Annotated in this window: 15 protein-coding genes; 13 read left to right on the top strand and 2 right to left on the bottom strand. The window is 47.0% G+C overall.

Translation table 11 applies throughout. The features are described 5' to 3' along the window. The first annotated feature begins 200 nt into the window (after nucleotides 1–200). From cbiD to KNL20_RS12370, 13 genes are read left to right on the top strand one after another with little or no spacing between them, the layout of a single operon-like run. Nucleotides 201–1,388, top strand: coding sequence for a cobalt-precorrin-5B (C(1))-methyltransferase CbiD (cbiD, locus tag KNL20_RS12430; protein ID WP_230398052.1), 1,188 nt, complete (start codon nucleotides 201–203; stop codon nucleotides 1,386–1,388). Then, nucleotides 1,389–2,078, top strand: a complete 690-nt coding sequence (cobI, locus tag KNL20_RS12425; RefSeq protein WP_230398051.1) for a precorrin-2 C(20)-methyltransferase — start codon at nucleotides 1,389–1,391, stop codon at nucleotides 2,076–2,078. Further along, nucleotides 2,075–2,836 carry a precorrin-4 C(11)-methyltransferase gene (gene cobM / locus KNL20_RS12420; RefSeq protein WP_230398050.1) on the top strand — a complete coding sequence of 254 codons (762 nt, stop codon included), beginning with the start codon at nucleotides 2,075–2,077 and terminating at the stop codon, nucleotides 2,834–2,836. The genes cobI and cobM overlap by 4 nt, the downstream gene beginning before the upstream one ends. A 7-nt stretch (nucleotides 2,837–2,843) precedes the next feature. Beyond that, nucleotides 2,844–3,908, top strand: a complete 1,065-nt coding sequence (locus KNL20_RS12415; RefSeq protein WP_230398049.1) for a cobalt-precorrin 5A hydrolase — start codon at nucleotides 2,844–2,846, stop codon at nucleotides 3,906–3,908. Beyond that, entirely contained in the window at nucleotides 3,901–4,632 is a 732-nt protein-coding gene (cobJ, locus tag KNL20_RS12410) for a precorrin-3B C(17)-methyltransferase (protein ID WP_230398048.1), read from the top strand. The genes KNL20_RS12415 and cobJ overlap by 8 nt, the downstream gene beginning before the upstream one ends. Continuing rightward, nucleotides 4,625–6,601, top strand: coding sequence for a precorrin-6A reductase (gene cobK, locus KNL20_RS12405; protein WP_230398047.1), 1,977 nt, complete (start codon nucleotides 4,625–4,627; stop codon nucleotides 6,599–6,601). The genes cobJ and cobK overlap by 8 nt, the downstream gene beginning before the upstream one ends. After that, nucleotides 6,598–8,007, top strand: a complete 1,410-nt coding sequence (locus KNL20_RS12400) for a cobyrinate a,c-diamide synthase (RefSeq protein WP_230398046.1) — start codon at nucleotides 6,598–6,600, stop codon at nucleotides 8,005–8,007. Before cobK ends, KNL20_RS12400 begins: the two co-directional genes overlap by 4 nt. Continuing rightward, the gene (gene cbiB / locus KNL20_RS12395; protein ID WP_230398045.1) at nucleotides 8,004–8,975 is read left to right on the top strand and encodes an adenosylcobinamide-phosphate synthase CbiB; all 972 of its coding nucleotides are present in this window, start codon (nucleotides 8,004–8,006) and stop codon (nucleotides 8,973–8,975) included. The genes KNL20_RS12400 and cbiB overlap by 4 nt, the downstream gene beginning before the upstream one ends. Nucleotides 8,976–8,989: 14 nt before the next feature. After that, nucleotides 8,990–10,024, top strand: a complete 1,035-nt coding sequence (locus KNL20_RS12390; protein ID WP_230400111.1) for a threonine-phosphate decarboxylase — start codon at nucleotides 8,990–8,992, stop codon at nucleotides 10,022–10,024. 15 nt (nucleotides 10,025–10,039) lie between these two features. Then, nucleotides 10,040–11,554, top strand: a complete 1,515-nt coding sequence (locus KNL20_RS12385; RefSeq protein ID WP_230398044.1) for a cobyric acid synthase — start codon at nucleotides 10,040–10,042, stop codon at nucleotides 11,552–11,554. 2 nt (nucleotides 11,555–11,556) lie between these two features. After that, the gene (locus KNL20_RS12380) at nucleotides 11,557–12,198 is read left to right on the top strand and encodes a precorrin-8X methylmutase (RefSeq protein WP_230398043.1); all 642 of its coding nucleotides are present in this window, start codon (nucleotides 11,557–11,559) and stop codon (nucleotides 12,196–12,198) included. 57 nt (nucleotides 12,199–12,255) lie between these two features. Next, nucleotides 12,256–13,191 (top strand): M14 family zinc carboxypeptidase, encoded by a 936-nt coding sequence (locus tag KNL20_RS12375; protein WP_230398042.1) that lies wholly within the window; start codon nucleotides 12,256–12,258, stop codon nucleotides 13,189–13,191. A gap of 57 nt (nucleotides 13,192–13,248) precedes the next feature. Continuing rightward, nucleotides 13,249–13,515 carry a hypothetical protein gene (locus KNL20_RS12370; RefSeq protein WP_230398041.1) on the top strand — a complete coding sequence of 89 codons (267 nt, stop codon included), beginning with the start codon at nucleotides 13,249–13,251 and terminating at the stop codon, nucleotides 13,513–13,515. A gap of 91 nt (nucleotides 13,516–13,606) precedes the next feature. On the opposite strand, the gene KNL20_RS16450 is transcribed toward KNL20_RS12370, so the two are convergent. Both KNL20_RS16450 and cbiQ read right to left on the bottom strand, forming a co-directional pair. Then, nucleotides 13,607–15,307 (bottom strand): sirohydrochlorin cobaltochelatase, encoded by a 1,701-nt coding sequence (locus KNL20_RS16450; RefSeq protein ID WP_331468186.1) that lies wholly within the window; start codon nucleotides 15,305–15,307, stop codon nucleotides 13,607–13,609. Then, complete coding sequence (gene cbiQ, locus KNL20_RS12355) at nucleotides 15,304–16,074, bottom strand: cobalt ECF transporter T component CbiQ (RefSeq protein WP_230400109.1); 771 nt, start codon at nucleotides 16,072–16,074, stop codon at nucleotides 15,304–15,306. The genes KNL20_RS16450 and cbiQ overlap by 4 nt, the downstream gene beginning before the upstream one ends. Between the last annotated feature and the right edge of the window lie 14 nt (nucleotides 16,075–16,088).

Raw genomic sequence — 16,088 nt, 5'->3', positions numbered from 1 at the left:
ATAGCAAAGTATGCAGGGAAAGCTGCCGGTGGCAGGTTTTCTGTATGCCAAAGTATGCAAGGAAAGCTGCCGGTGGCAGGTTTTCTGTATTATGTGACAGAAATTCTTAACAGGCACCGAAAAGAGACAGGGAATGATTGTTATCGGGCGAAGGATTCCGTTAGCATCATTCCCTTCTTATAGTGTAAAGGAAAAAACAGATGAAACATCAGAAGGGGCTGGAAAATGCTTATGTAATAAAGGACTCAAAAAAACTCCGCATGGGTTATACCACTGGCTCCTGCGCAGCGGCGGCGGCCAAAGCCGCGGCCGGGATGCTGCTTACCGGTGATTTAGTGGAAGAGGTTGCACTGATGACGCCCAGGGGGATATTATTGCATCTGCTGATAGAAGATATCCGGATGAAGTACGATGATAACAGAAAAGTGAAGGAGGTCAGCTGCGCCGTACAGAAGGATGGGGGAGACGACCCGGATGCAACGCATGGAGCCTTTATCTATGCCACTGTGACCAGACAGGAGCGGGGGATTACCATTGACGGTGGAAAAGGCATTGGCAGGGTGACGAAGCCGGGACTTGCCCGCCTGGTTGGCGAGGCTGCTATCAACCCGGTACCTTACCGGATGATAGAAGAGGAAACAGCAAAAGTCTGTAAAGAAAATGCATATCAGGGAGGGATGAAGGTCATAATCAGCGTACCTGAAGGGGAGAAACTTGCAGCGAAAACCTTTAACCCAAGGCTTGGCATCACAGGAGGAATTTCCGTACTGGGAACCAGCGGTATTGTGGTGCCTATGAGCGAGGACGCCCTGATTGCCAGCATCCGTCTGGAGATGCAGACCCTGACGGCACAGGGAGCGGAATACCTTCTGATTACGCCCGGGAATTACGGAGAGGCATTTGCCTCCCGGATGCATAAACTGAACCGGAGTACGGAGATGAAATGCAGTAATTATGTCGGTGAAACCATCGATATGGCGGTGGAGCTGGGCATAAAAGGAATTTTGTTTATCGCCCATATCGGGAAATTTATCAAGGTTTCCGGCGGAATCATGAATACCCATTCCCGGAATGCCGACTGCCGGGCGGAGCTTATGGCAGCAGCTTACCTGCGGGCGGGGGGAGAGGCCGATACGGCACGCAGAATCTTAAGCACATATACAACAGAAGAAGCTCTTGATCTATTGGTTCATTCGGTTCATTCAGAAGAAGATATGTTAGAAAAGACCATGGAACAGGTTTGCGAAAAAGTTGAATTCTATCTAAAAAACAGATGCCGGGACAGGATACAGATTGGAGCAATCTTATTTTCCCAAACAAAAGGAAAATTGGGGGAGACATCCGAGGTACAGAATCTGATGGAGAAAATAAACAGAGGAGAAATATAAATGACAGCAAAACTATATGGAATCGGCGTGGGCCCCGGAGATCCGGAGCTATTGACTTTGAAGGCGCTGCGTATAATCAGAGAAAGTGATGTGGTGGCATTGCCCGGTGAGAATCCAGGCGATACGGTAGCATATAAAATCGTGGTTCAGGTATATCCCGGACTGGCAGGGAAAGAGCTTCTTGCGGTTCCGATGCCCATGACAAAAGACCCTATGAAGCTGGAAACAAGCCACAGACAGGGAGCGGAAGCAGTGACAGCCCTTTTGGAGCAGGGCAGGCAGGTAGCATTTCTGACATTGGGTGATCCGACGGTTTATTCTACTTATCTCTATGTACATAAAAGAGTGGAGGACGCCGGATATCCGGTAGAAATCATAAGCGGAATCACTTCTTTTTGTGCGGTGGCGGCCAAATTAAATATAGGTCTTGTGGAAAAGGCGGAACCGCTGCATGTTGTTCCGGCTTCTTACCAAATTGAAGATTCCCTGAAACTGCCGGGAACCAAGGTTTTGATGAAGGCGGGAAAGCGGCTTGGACATGTAAAGCAGATGCTGAAAGAATATGGGGAAGAAGCGGTGATGATAGAGAACTGTGGAATGCCCGATGAAAAAATCTATAGAAGCGTAGATGAAATTCCTGAAGATGCAGGCTACTATTCTTTAATCATTGTAAAGGAGAAAAACAAATGATACATTTTGTGGGAGCGGGCTCCGGAGCGCCGGATCTGATTACGATACGGGGCAAGAAATATCTGGAAGAGGCTGACGTGATTATTTATGCAGGTTCTCTGGTGAATCCAGAACTTTTAGAATATAAAAAGGAGGGATGCGAGGTATACAACTCTGCAAAGATGACCCTGGAAGAAGTGATTTCAGTCATGCTAAAAGCAGAGGAGGGAGGGTGCATGACCGTCCGGCTGCATACCGGAGATCCCTGTATTTACGGTGCAATCCGGGAACAGATGGATGTGCTGGATGAGAAAGGGATTTCTTATGACTCATGCCCGGGTGTCAGTGCGTTCTGCGGAGCGGCATCGGCGCTGAATCTGGAGTATACTTTGCCAAATGTCTCTCAGAGTGTGATTATCACCAGGATGGCAGGAAGAACTCCAGTCCCGGAAAAGGAAAGCATAGAGTCATTTGCGGCACATCAGGCAACGATGGTTGTTTTTTTGAGCACAGGAATGCTGGAGGAATTAAGTAAGCGGCTGATGGAAGGGGGATATTCGAAAGATACACCGGCGGCCATCGTGTACAAGGCAACCTGGGAGGATGAGAAAACCTGTATCTGTACGGTTGCTACACTGGCAGAGACGGCAAAAAGAGAAAACATTACAAAAACAGCCCTGATGATTATAGGCGATGCAGTGTCTCATGGAAATTATGACCGCTCGCTGTTATATCATCCGGAATTTACAACAGAATTCAGAAAGGGAACCTTAGAGTAAGATTATTATGATGAAGATAGCGGGAGTATGTTTTACCCAGGGCGGATTTACATTGTTAAAGCAGTTACAGGAGATTCTTTTAAAAGAAGGAAATGAAGTCAATATCGTATTCAAAAGCCGTTTTGCCCAAAATGGCCATCCTGCCGAGCTTAAAGAGGATCTAAAGGACTGGACAAGAAAGCGTTTTATAGATAGTGATGCCATTATCTTTGTGGGAGCTACGGGAATCACGGTACGGACAATCGCCCCCTTTGTTAGAGATAAGCGCCAGGATCCGGCAATTATTGTATTAGATGAACGGGGAAAGTTCTGTATTCCGTTGTTGTCCGGTCATATCGGAGGAGCGAATGAATTGGCCGGATGGCTGGCCGAACAGATTCACGCAGTCCCGGTGGTGACCACGGCTACAGATGCTTACGGAAAATTCGCTGTGGATGTTTATGCGACGCAGAACCATATGACATTGTCAAATATGACCTATGCAAAGGAAGTGTCGGCTTCCCTGCTAAGCGGATATCCGGTGGGATTTCAGAGCGATTTTCCTGTAACAGGGGATTTGCCGGAAGGAATTGTATGGGCAGAAGAACTGAAGCCGGATAATCCGGAGGAAGTTACCTTGGGAATCAGTATCAGTCCTTCGTATCAGAACAAATATTTTGACCATTGCCTGTGGCTGATTCCCCCTTGTATCACGGTTGGAATCGGCTGCAGGAAAGGAAGCAGTGCAGAACAGATTGAAAAACTGTTCCACGATGTTTTAAAAGAACATTATATCTATCCCGAAGCGGTCTGCCAGGTGGCTACGATAGATCTGAAAGCCGATGAACCGGGGTTGTTGGAATTTTGTGAGAAGAATCATCTTCCGCTTATAACCTATACACCCGATGAATTAAGGCGGGCAGAGGGAAGTTTTCTGGCGTCGGAATTTGTGGAGGACGTTACGGGTGTGGATAACGTATGCGAGCGAAGTGCTGCTTTGGCCGGTGAAGGAGAAGTGATTGTGAGAAAAACATGTGCCGACGGTGTAACCTGTGCATGTGTGAAAAAAGACTGGAGGATATGTTTTGAATAAAATCTATGTGGTGGGCATAGGGCCGGGTGCTTATGAAAAGATGACAATTGAAGCGGCTGAGGTTTTAAGAAACAGTGATACAATTATTGGATATACCGTTTACGTGGATCTGGTAAAAGAACATTTTCCGGGAAAAAACTTTCTGACAACACCCATGAAGAAGGAGGTGGACCGCTGTGTTCTTGCATTTGAAGAAGCCCAAAAGGGGCATGTGGTTTCCATGATCTGCAGTGGAGATACAGGAGTCTATGGTATGGCTGGTCTGATGTATGAGGTGGGTACCCGTTACCCTGAGGTGGAACTTCAGATTATACCGGGTGTTACAGCGGCTTTGGGAGGAGCGGCGGTTCTGGGCGCGCCGCTGATTCATGATTTCTGTCTGATCAGCTTAAGCGACCTTCTTACTCCCTGGGAAAAGATTGAAAGCAGACTGCTTCATGCATCAGAAGCGGATTTTGCAATCTGTCTCTATAATCCCTCCAGTAAAAAACGTAAGGATTATCTGATGAAGGCCTGTGACTTGATGTTGCAGCATAAAAGCCCGGATACGGTATGCGGAACGGTGGCGTACATCGGCCGGGAGGGGGAAAATGTGCAGGTGATGACCTTAAAAGAGCTAAGAGATGTAAAAGCAGATATGTTCACTACAGTTTTCATCGGAAATTCCCAGACGAAGAATATAGACGGACATATGGTGACACCAAGAGGGTACAGGGATGTTTAAAGCAAGAGTACTGTTGTTTGCAGGAACCATAGAAGGAAGAACACTGGCGGAATTTTTAAGACGTCATGGGATTCCCACATGGGTCTGTGTAGCTACGGAATATGGCGGAAGTCTGATTGAAGAAGATTCTTTTCTTCATGTATCGCATGAAAGACTGGATGAGAAGCAGATGGAGGCTCTGATGGGTCAGATGCAGGGTGTTCTGGTTGTTGATGCCACCCACCCCTATGCTGCCGAGGTTACCGGAAATATCAGACGTGCCGCGGGTCAGGTGGGATGCGAATATCTGCGCCTGCTGCGTTTGGGCGACGGCAGGAACGAAGACAATACGGTATATGTGGAGTCGGCGAGTGCTGCCGTAAAGTGGCTGAATGTGCGGGAAGGAGCTGCGCTGCTGACTACAGGAAGCAAGGAACTGGGTGAATTCACAAAGGTACAGAATTTTGAAAAGCGGCTGTATGCCAGGGTGCTCTCTCTGCCCAAAGTGGTGGAACAATGTGCTAGTCTGGGATTTACAGGCAAGCATCTGATCTGCATGCAGGGACCGTTTTCCACAGAGATGAATACCGCCATGATCCGGCAGTATGGAATCCGCTATCTGGTGACGAAGGATACGGGTGCTGCCGGAGGGTTTCCGGAAAAGGCCGAGTCTGCAAGAATAACCGGAATCACACTTCTGGTTATCGGAAGGCCGGTACAAGAAAAGGGCTTGTCCCTGACAGAATGCAAGCATGAGTTGTGTAGAAGATTTCAGATCTCAGGCAAACCAGAGATTGCGCTGGTGGGCATCGGCATGGGCGTCCAGGAGGGAATGACCTGTGAGGCCCGGCAGTGGTGCCAAAGGGCTGACCTGCTGATCGGAGCAGCCCGGATGACCGAAGGAATTGTTCTGCCGGGACAGGCTGTCTGTCAGGAATATCAGCCTGAAAAGATAACCGCTTATATCGGGGACCACCCTGAATTTGAAAGAATAGGGATTCTGCTTTCCGGAGATGTGGGATTTTATAGTGGAGCGAAACGCCTGCTGCAGGCACTGCCGGAGCAAACGAAAGTATTTCCGGGGGTGGCTTCGCTTGTGTCCTTTTGTGCAAAACTGAAGGAATCCTGGGAGGATGCAGCCCTGCTCAGTGCACATGGAAAGCCTTGTAACCTGATAGGGGAGATTCAGCGGCATGAAAAGATATTCGCTCTGCTCGGAAAAAGCGGGCAAGTAAAGGAGCTTTGTGGAAAACTCCTGGAATATGGCATGGACGATGTGGAAATCTCCATCGGAGAGCGGTTGTCCTATCCGGAAGAACGGATATTAAAAGGATATCCAAAAGATTTTCTGGAGATTGAGACAGATCCACTGGCAGTGATTCTGGTTAAGAATACGAAGGCACGGCGCTTTGTGACTCATGGTTTGTCGGACGAAGCATTCTTAAGGGATAAGGTACCCATGACCAAGGAGGAAATCCGTGAGGTTTCTATCTGTAAACTGCATCTGGGGCAGGATTCTGTTATCTATGATGTAGGGGCAGGGAGCGGCTCCCTGTCTGTGGAGATGGCACTCATATCCTATAAAGGAAAAGTCTATGCCATCGAAAAGAATCCAGAAGCGGTAAAACTCCTGAAGAAAAACCATAGTAAGTTTGGCACGGACAATATGGAGATTGTGGAGGGCTGCGCTCCGGAAGCATTGAAAGATTTGCCTTCTCCTACACATGCTTTTATCGGTGGTTCCTCCGGGAACCTGAAGGAAATCTGCGAAGCATTACTGGTCAAGAATCCGAAGGTACGTCTGGTCATAAATGCCATTACGCTGGAAACGGTGGCGGAGGTCCTTAAGGGATTAAGGGAGCTTCCTGTGTGCCGGCAGGAAATTGTTCAGATAAGTGTTTCGCGTTCCAAAGAGGCAGGACGGTATCATATGATGATGGGACAAAATCCTGTCTATATTATCTCCTGTGAAGGAGGAATTACGTCATGAAGATCCCCAGAATATTATTAACTGCACCCTCCAGTGGCAGTGGAAAAACATTGATTACCTGTGGGATTTTAAACCTGCTGAAAAAGCGGGGACTTATGCCTGCATCGTTTAAATGCGGACCGGACTTTATCGATCCCATGTTTCATACAACCGTGATTGGAACACAGAGCTGGAATCTGGATACGTTTTTTACAGATCCGGATACAACCTGTTATCTATTTGAAAAACATGCAAAAGAGTGCCAGATTGCGGTGATGGAAGGGGTAATGGGCTTCTATGATGGCATCGCCGGAATCAGTACAAGGGCCAGTGCCTATGATGTGGCAAGGATAACGAAAACACCGGCGATACTCATTGTGGATGCAAAGGGGGCCAGTGTTTCAATAGGAGCGCTGATTAAAGGGTTTAAGGAATACCGGGAGGACAGCCCGATTGCCGGGGTCATTTTAAACAGGCTTTCTCCCATGATGTACTCCAGAATGAAGGAGCTGATTGAGAAAGAAACCAATGTTTCCGTACTGGGCTATGTACCGGTTTTGAAAGATTGCATACTGGAAAGCCGTCATCTGGGTCTTGTACTTCCTGGAGAAGTGGAACAGCTGCAGCAAAAACTGGATGCTTTGAGTGAAATTCTGGAGGAATCACTGGAGGTGGGAAAATTACTGGAGCTGTCCAGGAGTGCCAAAGAGCTGGACTACGACATGGAAAAGATCCGTACGGTACGCTGCGGTTTGCATTTTCCCCCAAAAAAGCAAAACTTCCGGGAAAATCCGCAGCGGAAAAAAGTCAGCATCGGACTTGCACAGGATGAGGCTTTTTGTTTTTTCTATAAAGACAACCTGGAACTGCTGGAGGATTTAGGCGCGGGTTTTGTACCTTTTTCCCCCATTCATGATAAAAAACTGCCGGATGGGCTGGATGGATTTATGCTGCATGGGGGATATCCGGAGTTGTATGCAGAGGCTTTAAGTGCAAATCACTCCATGCAAGCCAGTATCCGGGAGGCTTTGGAGCGGGGAATACCGGTTGTTGCAGAATGTGGAGGTTTTATGTATCTTCATCAGGAGATGGAAGACATGGAAGGAAATCCCTGGCCCATGGTGGGTGCCATAGAAGGAAGGGCTTACCATACAGAACATTTGAACAGATTTGGATATATTACACTGGAAGGAAATGGAGCATTTGGCCGCGAGACGGGGCCGATTCCTGCTCATGAGTTCCATTATTTTGATTCTACCTGCTGCGGAGAAGCGTTTACAGCCAGAAAACCGCTTAGTAAGCGGAGTTGGAAGTGTATTCATAGCAGTGAAAACCTATTTGCGGGATTTCCCCATCTATACTATTATGGAAATCCCAGATTTGCAGAAGCTTTTTATAAAAGATGTGAAGAGAGGGCCAGGAGATGATTTACTATACGCTTCCGGCTGTGGTGCTGGGATTTATATTGGACCTGATTGTTGGAGATCCACACTGGCTGTATCACCCGGTTCGAATGATCGGAAAACTGATTGACGGATTTGAATATCTGCTTCGTGCCATCTTTCCAAAGTCAAAAAGGGGAGAGCGGGCTGCCGGTGGGCTTCTGGTGATTTTGGTAGCCGGAATCAGCACGGCTGTACCGGCGGTAATTTTGTACCTTTTATATCATAAAGTGAATGTCTGGGCGGGATTTATATTGGAAGCCTTCTGGTGCTATCAGCTTCTGGCAACAAAGGCCTTAAAGGTAGAAAGTATGAGAGTTCATAAGGCACTCACAGAAGGAACGCTTCCGGAGGCACGGACAGCCGTATCCATGATTGTGGGAAGAGATACCGCAAAACTGGATGTGGAGGGAGTGACCAAAGCGGCAGTGGAAACGGTGGCAGAGAATACTGCAGACGGCATTATTGCACCACTTGTATTCCTGATGCTCGGCGGAGCGGCAGCGGGATTCTTTTATAAATCCATCAATACGATGGATTCCATGGTGGGCTATAAGAATGAGAAATACAGGTATTTTGGTACGGCTGCTGCGAAGACGGATGACGTGGTCAATTTTCTTCCGTCCAGAATTGCGGCATGGCTGATGATTGCCGCAAGCTTTTTGATTGCATTGAATGGAAAGCAGGCAGGAAAAATCTATCGAAGGGACCGGCTGAACCACAGCAGTCCGAATTCGGCCCAGACAGAGTCTGTGATGGCAGGAGCACTGGGGGTACAGTTGGCCGGAAATGCCTCTTACTTTGGACGCACCGTGGAGAAACCTTCGATTGGTGATCCTTTAAGACCTGTGGTACCCAGGGATATCGTGAGAGCAAATCAGCTTATGTACGTCACGGCAAGTCTGGCTTTAATTTTATGCGGAGTCTTACGATGGATTCTGTTGCTTTTGTAAAGGAGTCGCGAATGATGAAAGAGCAAATACATGGAGGAGATGTGTACCGGCATCCGGAGGCACTGGATTTTTCTGCCAATATGAATCCTTTGGGAACACCTGAGTCGGTAATTCGTGCTGCACAGGAAGGTGTAAATAAGATTTGTAATTATCCGGATGTGCAGCAGCTAAACTTAAAAAAAGCACTTTCGGCATATGAAGAGGTTCCGGCAGATGCACTGATCTGCGGGAATGGAGCAGCGGAATTGATTTTTATGCTGACACTGGCTTTAAAGCCAAAAAAAGCAGTAGTTCTTGCACCTACATTTGCGGAATACGAACTGGCATTAAAAAGTGTGGGGTGCCGGGTGGAACAGGTACAACTCACCGAGGAAGATGGTTTTGAACTGAAAAGTATCAAAGAGATCTGTGCTTCGCTCGCTTCCGGTGCCGAGCTGGTCTGCCTCTGTAACCCGAATAACCCTACAGGGAAACTGATGGAGAGGGATCTGATCCTGGGGATTTTGGAGCAGTGCAGGAAGAACCATGCCACACTTTTGCTGGATGAATGCTTCAATGACTTTATTGATGAGCCGGAAAAATACACCCTAAAGCAGCACCTGTATGCGTATCCGGAACTTTTTCTTCTCAAAGCATTTACAAAGAGGTATTCTATGGCAGGGATTCGGCTTGGGTATGGGATGTGCGCAGATATTAAGTTACTGGAACACATGAGAAACTGTGTTCAGCCCTGGAATCTGTCCATACCTGCCCAGGATGCGGGAGTCGCTGCCTTAAGGGAAACGGAATATCTTGAGAGAGCCAGACTTCTGGTCTCAAAAGAGCGCCTCTGGCTGAAAGAAGAGATGAAAAAGCTGGGTCTGAAGGTTTATGACTCAAAAGCAAACTATATTTTCTTTAAGGGTCCTGTGGACCTGGTGGAACATTGTCTGGAAAAACAGGTCCTGATTCGGGACTGCAGTAATTATGTGGGACTGGAAAAAGGATTTTACCGTGTGGCGGTTAAGCAGCATGAAGAGAACGAACGATTGATAGAAGCACTGAAGTAGATTTGGAGGCAGAATATGGCAAAGGCGATTATGATTCAGGGTACCATGTCGAATGCAGGGAAAAGTCTGATAGCGGCAGGATTGTGCAGGATTTTTAAACAGGACGGATATCGGGTGGCGCCATTTAAGTCCCAGAATATGGCCTTAAATTCCTATATTACCAAAGAAGGTCTGGAGATGGGGCGCGCACAGGTGATGCAGGCAGAAGCAGCAGGAATAGAGCCGGCAGTGAATATGAACCCCATCCTCTTAAAACCTACCAACGATACAGGTTCCCAGGTTATTGTAGGCGGGGAAGTGATTGGAAACATGAGCGCACGGGATTACTTCAAGTATAAGCCGCAGCTCTTTCCCAAGGTTATGAAAGCCTATCAGGAGCTTTCGGATGCATACGATATCATTGTCATAGAAGGAGCCGGAAGCCCGGCAGAGATCAATCTTAAGGCGGACGATATTGTAAATATGGGTATGGCAAAACGTGCCAAGGCGCCTGTACTTTTAGTGGGAGATATAGACAGGGGGGGAGTATTTGCCCAGCTGATCGGCACGGTCATGCTCCTGGAAGAGGATGAGAAAAACCTGGTGAAAGGACTGATTATCAACAAATTCCGTGGAGATAAGAGCATATTGGATCCCGGTGTTGTCATGCTTGAGGAACGCTCCGGCAAGCCGGTAGTGGGTGTGGCTCCTTATCTGGATATTGAAGTTGAGGATGAGGACAGCCTGACTGAACGGTTTGACGGAAACCAGGAAGTTGGATTCATTGACATCGCAGTAATCCGGGTTCCCAGGATTTCTAATTTTACCGACTTTAATCCGTTCGAACGTATGCCGGGGGTCTCGCTTCGCTATGTAACCAGAGTGAACGAACTGAAGACCCCGGATATGATCATTTTGCCCGGCACAAAAAATACTATGGAGGATTTACTCTGGATGCGCCAAAATGGACTTGAAGCTGCAGTTTTGAAAAAAGCCGCATCAGGCACGCTGATTTTCGGTGTATGCGGCGGATATCAGATGCTGGGAGAGACCCTGTCGGATCCGATGGGTGTGGAGGCCGGAGGAACGATACAAGGCATGGGACTGCTTCCGGTGGATACAGTATTTGCGGATGATAAGACAAGGACACGGGTATACGGGACATTTGAAGGCATTCAGGGGACCCTCTGCGAATTAAATGGGATAAAACTGGAAGGGTACGAGATTCACATGGGGATTTCCACCTTGAAAGATGGGGCGAAGCCTTTGACCCGAATTACAGACATGTCTGCCGGTGACTATGAGGAAAAAGAAGATGGGGCCTGGATGGGGAACGTCTACGGTTCTTATGTTCACAGTATTTTTGATAAGGAAGAGGTTGCCGAACGGATTGTACAGGCAATCGGCAAGAGAAAGGGAATTGACACGACCCAAATGACAGGTGTGGATTATCAGACTTTTAAGGAGACGCAGTATGACCTGCTGGCTGCCGGTCTGCGGGAACATCTGGATATGAAACGTATCTATGAGATACTTGAGGAGGGAGTCTGAAGATGAAGATAGAATTGGAGAATGTCCGGCCCATGGACATTGAAAAACGCAGCTTTGAGATTATTACAGAAGAGTTGGGGACAAGAAAGCTGGATAAGGATACGGAGCTGATTATCAAGCGCTGTATCCATACAAGTGCCGACTTTGACTATGCAGACAGCCTTTGCTTTTCAGACGGCGTAGTGCCTGAAGCTTTGCGCGCACTGGAACATGGCGCCTGTATCGTGACGGATACACAGATGGCCAAATCCGGAATTAATAAAAAAGCACTGGCTCGTTTGGGCGGAGAGGTCTTCTGCTTTATGTCCGATGAGGATGTGGCCGCAAAGGCAAAAGAACTGGGGACCACCAGGGCACATATCTGTATGGATAAGGCAATGGAATTAAATCGTCCCGTAATCTTTGCCATAGGAAATGCTCCGACAGCTCTTGTACGCCTGTATGAACTGATTGAGGAAGGCAGACTGAAACCTGAGCTTGTCATCGGTGTTCCGGTTGGCTTTGTCAATGTTGTTCAATCAAAGGAATTGATTATGGAAACAGATATTCCTTATATTGTGGCCAGGGGCAGAAAAGGCGGCAGCAATATCGCCGCATGTATCGTAAACGCTCTTTTATACATGTTGAATAATGACAGAGGGTAACATATCGCTGTTTTAAACTGCATACATTTTCAAATAAGAAAGTGTGGATGGAAAATAATGTATAGTTATGAGCAGATGTTAACAGAGCTGGAATTACTTAAAAATACGTATCCGAATTTAATGATTTTGCAGGAGGCGGGCAGATCACTTGACGGAAGAAAGATTATGGAGGTGGTTATTGGAAATCCGGACACCTCCCGTCATATTCTGATTCAGTCAACGATTCATGGGCGAGAATATATGAATACACGCTTAGCTATGAAACAGCTGGGAGAAACATTGAAAAAGTATACATATGGTACCTATCATGAAAACTCTTATGAAAGTTTATTTGAGCAGGTCTGTTTTCATATCCTGCCCATGACAAATCCGGATGGAGTGACAATCAGCCAGCGCGGACTTAAAGGCATCAGAAACGCTTCTTTAAGATCTATTCTGGAGACTTGCAGGCAGAATGATCTCGGAAGGGTGGATGATGAAATAAGTGCTGACATGTATTGGAAAAGATGGAAAGCAAATGCCAGAGGTGTAGACCTGAATCGTAATTTTAACAGCGGATGGAAGGCATATCAGGGATCCGTACTACCCTCTTTTGAACGTTATAAGGGAGAATGGCCGGAATCAGAACCGGAGGTACAGACAATCTTAAAAGTGGCGGAAAACAACCGTACCGTCTGCACAATTTCCTACCATTCTTCAGGAGAAGTGATTTACTGGGACTACGGAAGCACAGAAGAGACACTGGAAGCCGACAGGCAGCTGGCCAAACTTGTTTCCCATATAACCGGTTACAACATGGAATCTTCGGTGCAAAGCGCGCAGGATGCCGCAGGATGCAGCGATTATTTTGTGCTAGAAAAAAATATTCCTTCGGTAACCATCGAAAATGGAAAGGCAGATTGTCCGCTGCCCATGGAGGAGTTTGGGCCGATTTGGAAAGCTAATGATAATTTATGGCCGGCATTGGCTGAATTCATGCTGCAGGATGTATAGAGTATATTGAATGTAAACTGGTGCATACTAAAAGGAAAAAGCATGGAGGCCGAATTTATGGAGAAATCAGGTAAAGCACCAAATATTACATCTAAAGTAACTAAGCTTCCCTCTTCCTGCAAATCTGTCATGGAGCACATGGAGGATGAATTGAAAAGGGAAGACGAGGAAGAAAACAGGAATATGGAGACTAGCTGTGAGTTTCAGGTAGCAGATCTGCCTGAGTCATGTGAAAGAAAAATCCATGAGTTTGAACGAGAACTAAACAAGCAAGGGTACTGGAATGTCGCGCTTGTGGCATATCAGATGAAGAACCATGAATAGCAACACCTTTTGGAAGGTGTGGCGTATATAAAGAACAAAGTTCAGCCTGTGCAAGTTTGCCTGCACAGGCTGAACTCTGTTCGAAATTCGTTTAATGCGAATGCGAAGACTTTTTTATATTGTCCGAATGTATCGCCTCTTTCACATGGGAAAGGAAAAGATTGCGGACATCTTTGTACTCACCCAGCCCCTTGAGGATACATGTGACAGGAAATCCTGCGGCTTCAAACTGGCTGCGCCAGGAGTCCGGATCATCGCTGGCCATATCATTTGTGGCATGATCTCCGGCAACAATCATAAATGGAGCCAGAATTACCCGACTGGGATTATATTCCTTTACCATATGCAGCAGGCTGTCCATGCTGGGGTATGCTTCCACGGTTCCAAGAAAAATATTCGAATATCCTTTGTCCTTTAAGGTATAATCCAGGGCTGCATAGATTGCATTTGCATAGTGAGTCGTTCCATGTCCCATCATGACAAGAGCCTCATCTTCTTTCAAATCCGGAAATTCATGTGCAATCGCTTCAATCAGGAGGTTATTATCTTCGGGACTGGTGAGCAATGGTGTTCCGAAGTGAATCGTGGAAAACCTGGGTGCAAAGGAGAGCGCTTCCTCGGTCATAATATCGTTCTCAATTCCATTGATGACATGTGTAGGCTGAACAATTACATCCGTGATGCCATCAGCAGCCATCCGTTCGAAAGCCTCCTTTACATTATCATAATGGATACCGTCCCGCTTTTTGACTTTCGCCAGGATCATCTTACTGGTCCAGGCCCGGTAAACACGGTAATCGGCATAGGAATTGGCGATGTCCTGTTCAATTGCATCAATCGTAACCTTACGGGTTTCATCATAGCTGGTACCAAAGCTGACGACAAGAATCGCTTTTTTTGCATCTATATTATCGGAGACAGGTTTAGGAGTCCCAACATTGAAGAACGGAAGATCTGCAATATATTGCTCCAGACAGGCCAGATTATGGGGAACAGGCAGATTCGTTTTCAGTATGCCCTTTTGACAAAGGCTGTCAAAAAGCTGAAGTGCAGCCGGAGGCTCAAGATTTGTCTGTGCCAGAGCTGTCCGGTTGGAGAAAACCTCCGTGGGCGTTCCGTGCATCAAAACCTTTCCGTCTTTGAACAGTACAATCTCGTCAGCCCATGCAAAGGCATAGTTTACATCGTGAGTAGCCATCATGACCGTAATGCCATTCCCGGTCATCCGGTCCACGGCGCTGTTGACCAGTGCAGTATGTTTTGGGTCCAGTGCAGCCGATGGCTCATCGAGGATAATCACCTCGGGGTGCATCACAAGAATATCGGCGATGGACACCTGCTTTTTTTGACCGCCGGAAAGAGCATGCGTAGGCTTGTCCCGATAAGGAGTAATCTCCATCTCCCGGATGATGTTTTCAACTTCTTTCTTTGCTTCGTCCTCTGAAACACCCAGATTCAGAATCCCGAAGGAAATCTCCTGATAGACACTGGCAGAAAACAATTGATTATCCGGGTCCTGAAAGACGATCCCCACCTTCTGACGTAGATTTAAAAGCCCCTCTCTGGAATAGTCAACCGGTTTACCATCAAAATATAAGGTTCCCGAGGAAGGCTTATGGATACCATTACAGCAGAGAAAAAAGGTGGATTTACCGGAACCATTGGCACCCATGAGGGCTATTTTTTTTCCACGGCATATTTCTAAAGAAAGGCCATTCAGAGAATGGGTCTTCTCATCATCATAGGAAAAATACAGGTTATCGGCTTTTAATATTACAGTATTGTCAGTCATAATAATCTCCAAACCGTTAAGGAAGTCAGTAGTATTTCAAATAGTACCAGCAGAAGGATATGGGATTGCTTTGCCGGATAAGTTTCGGTAAGTACACGGATCGTTCCGTCGTAACATCTGGCTTCCATGGAATCATAAAGGGCACCCGATTTTTTCATCGCCCGTATAAAGAGAGAGGAACCAAGGGAGCCGAAAGATTTACAGGAGGTCCGGAAGTCTTTATTGCCCAGCCGGGAGTTCTGAGAGGTGGTGATTGCCGAGGCCACATCCGTCAGAACGAAGATGAACCGATAGATTAAAAGCATGAGTTCAATCAGAAGAGGGGGGCATTTTAGTCTTCGCAATTCCGTCAGAATATCAGTCATAGGCGTGTTTAAGGATAAAAAATACAGACAGGATACACTGGCGAGTGCTGTCAGTATCAGTTGTACACCGTGATAAAGTCCCTCCCGGCTCCCGGTGATATAATACGTTCCTAATGATATGGCAAAGGCATCAAGCGGTGTCTTGCTGATATTAATCAGAATTGCAAGCGTGGAGAGCAGAAGAAATGTCAGCGGGATTCCCATCAGCCGCAGATAGCGGAATCCGGGGATTCCGCCGCCGCGGACAGTGAGCCAGGCATTGGCCAAGAGCACAACACAGGCCACCAGAATAGAGTGGCTGATGATGCATAGGAGCAGGGTGATTAGTGCGTATGCCAGCTTCACACCTGTATTGATATATCTTAGTTTTGATTGATAACAAAGCTTGTCAATTAAAATCATCATCACACCTCTGA

The organism is Novisyntrophococcus fermenticellae, from assembly GCF_018866245.1.
In the GTDB taxonomy this organism is placed as follows: Bacteria; Bacillota; Clostridia; order Lachnospirales; family Lachnospiraceae; genus Novisyntrophococcus; species Novisyntrophococcus fermenticellae.
This window is presented reverse-complemented; position numbering and strand designations above follow the sequence as displayed.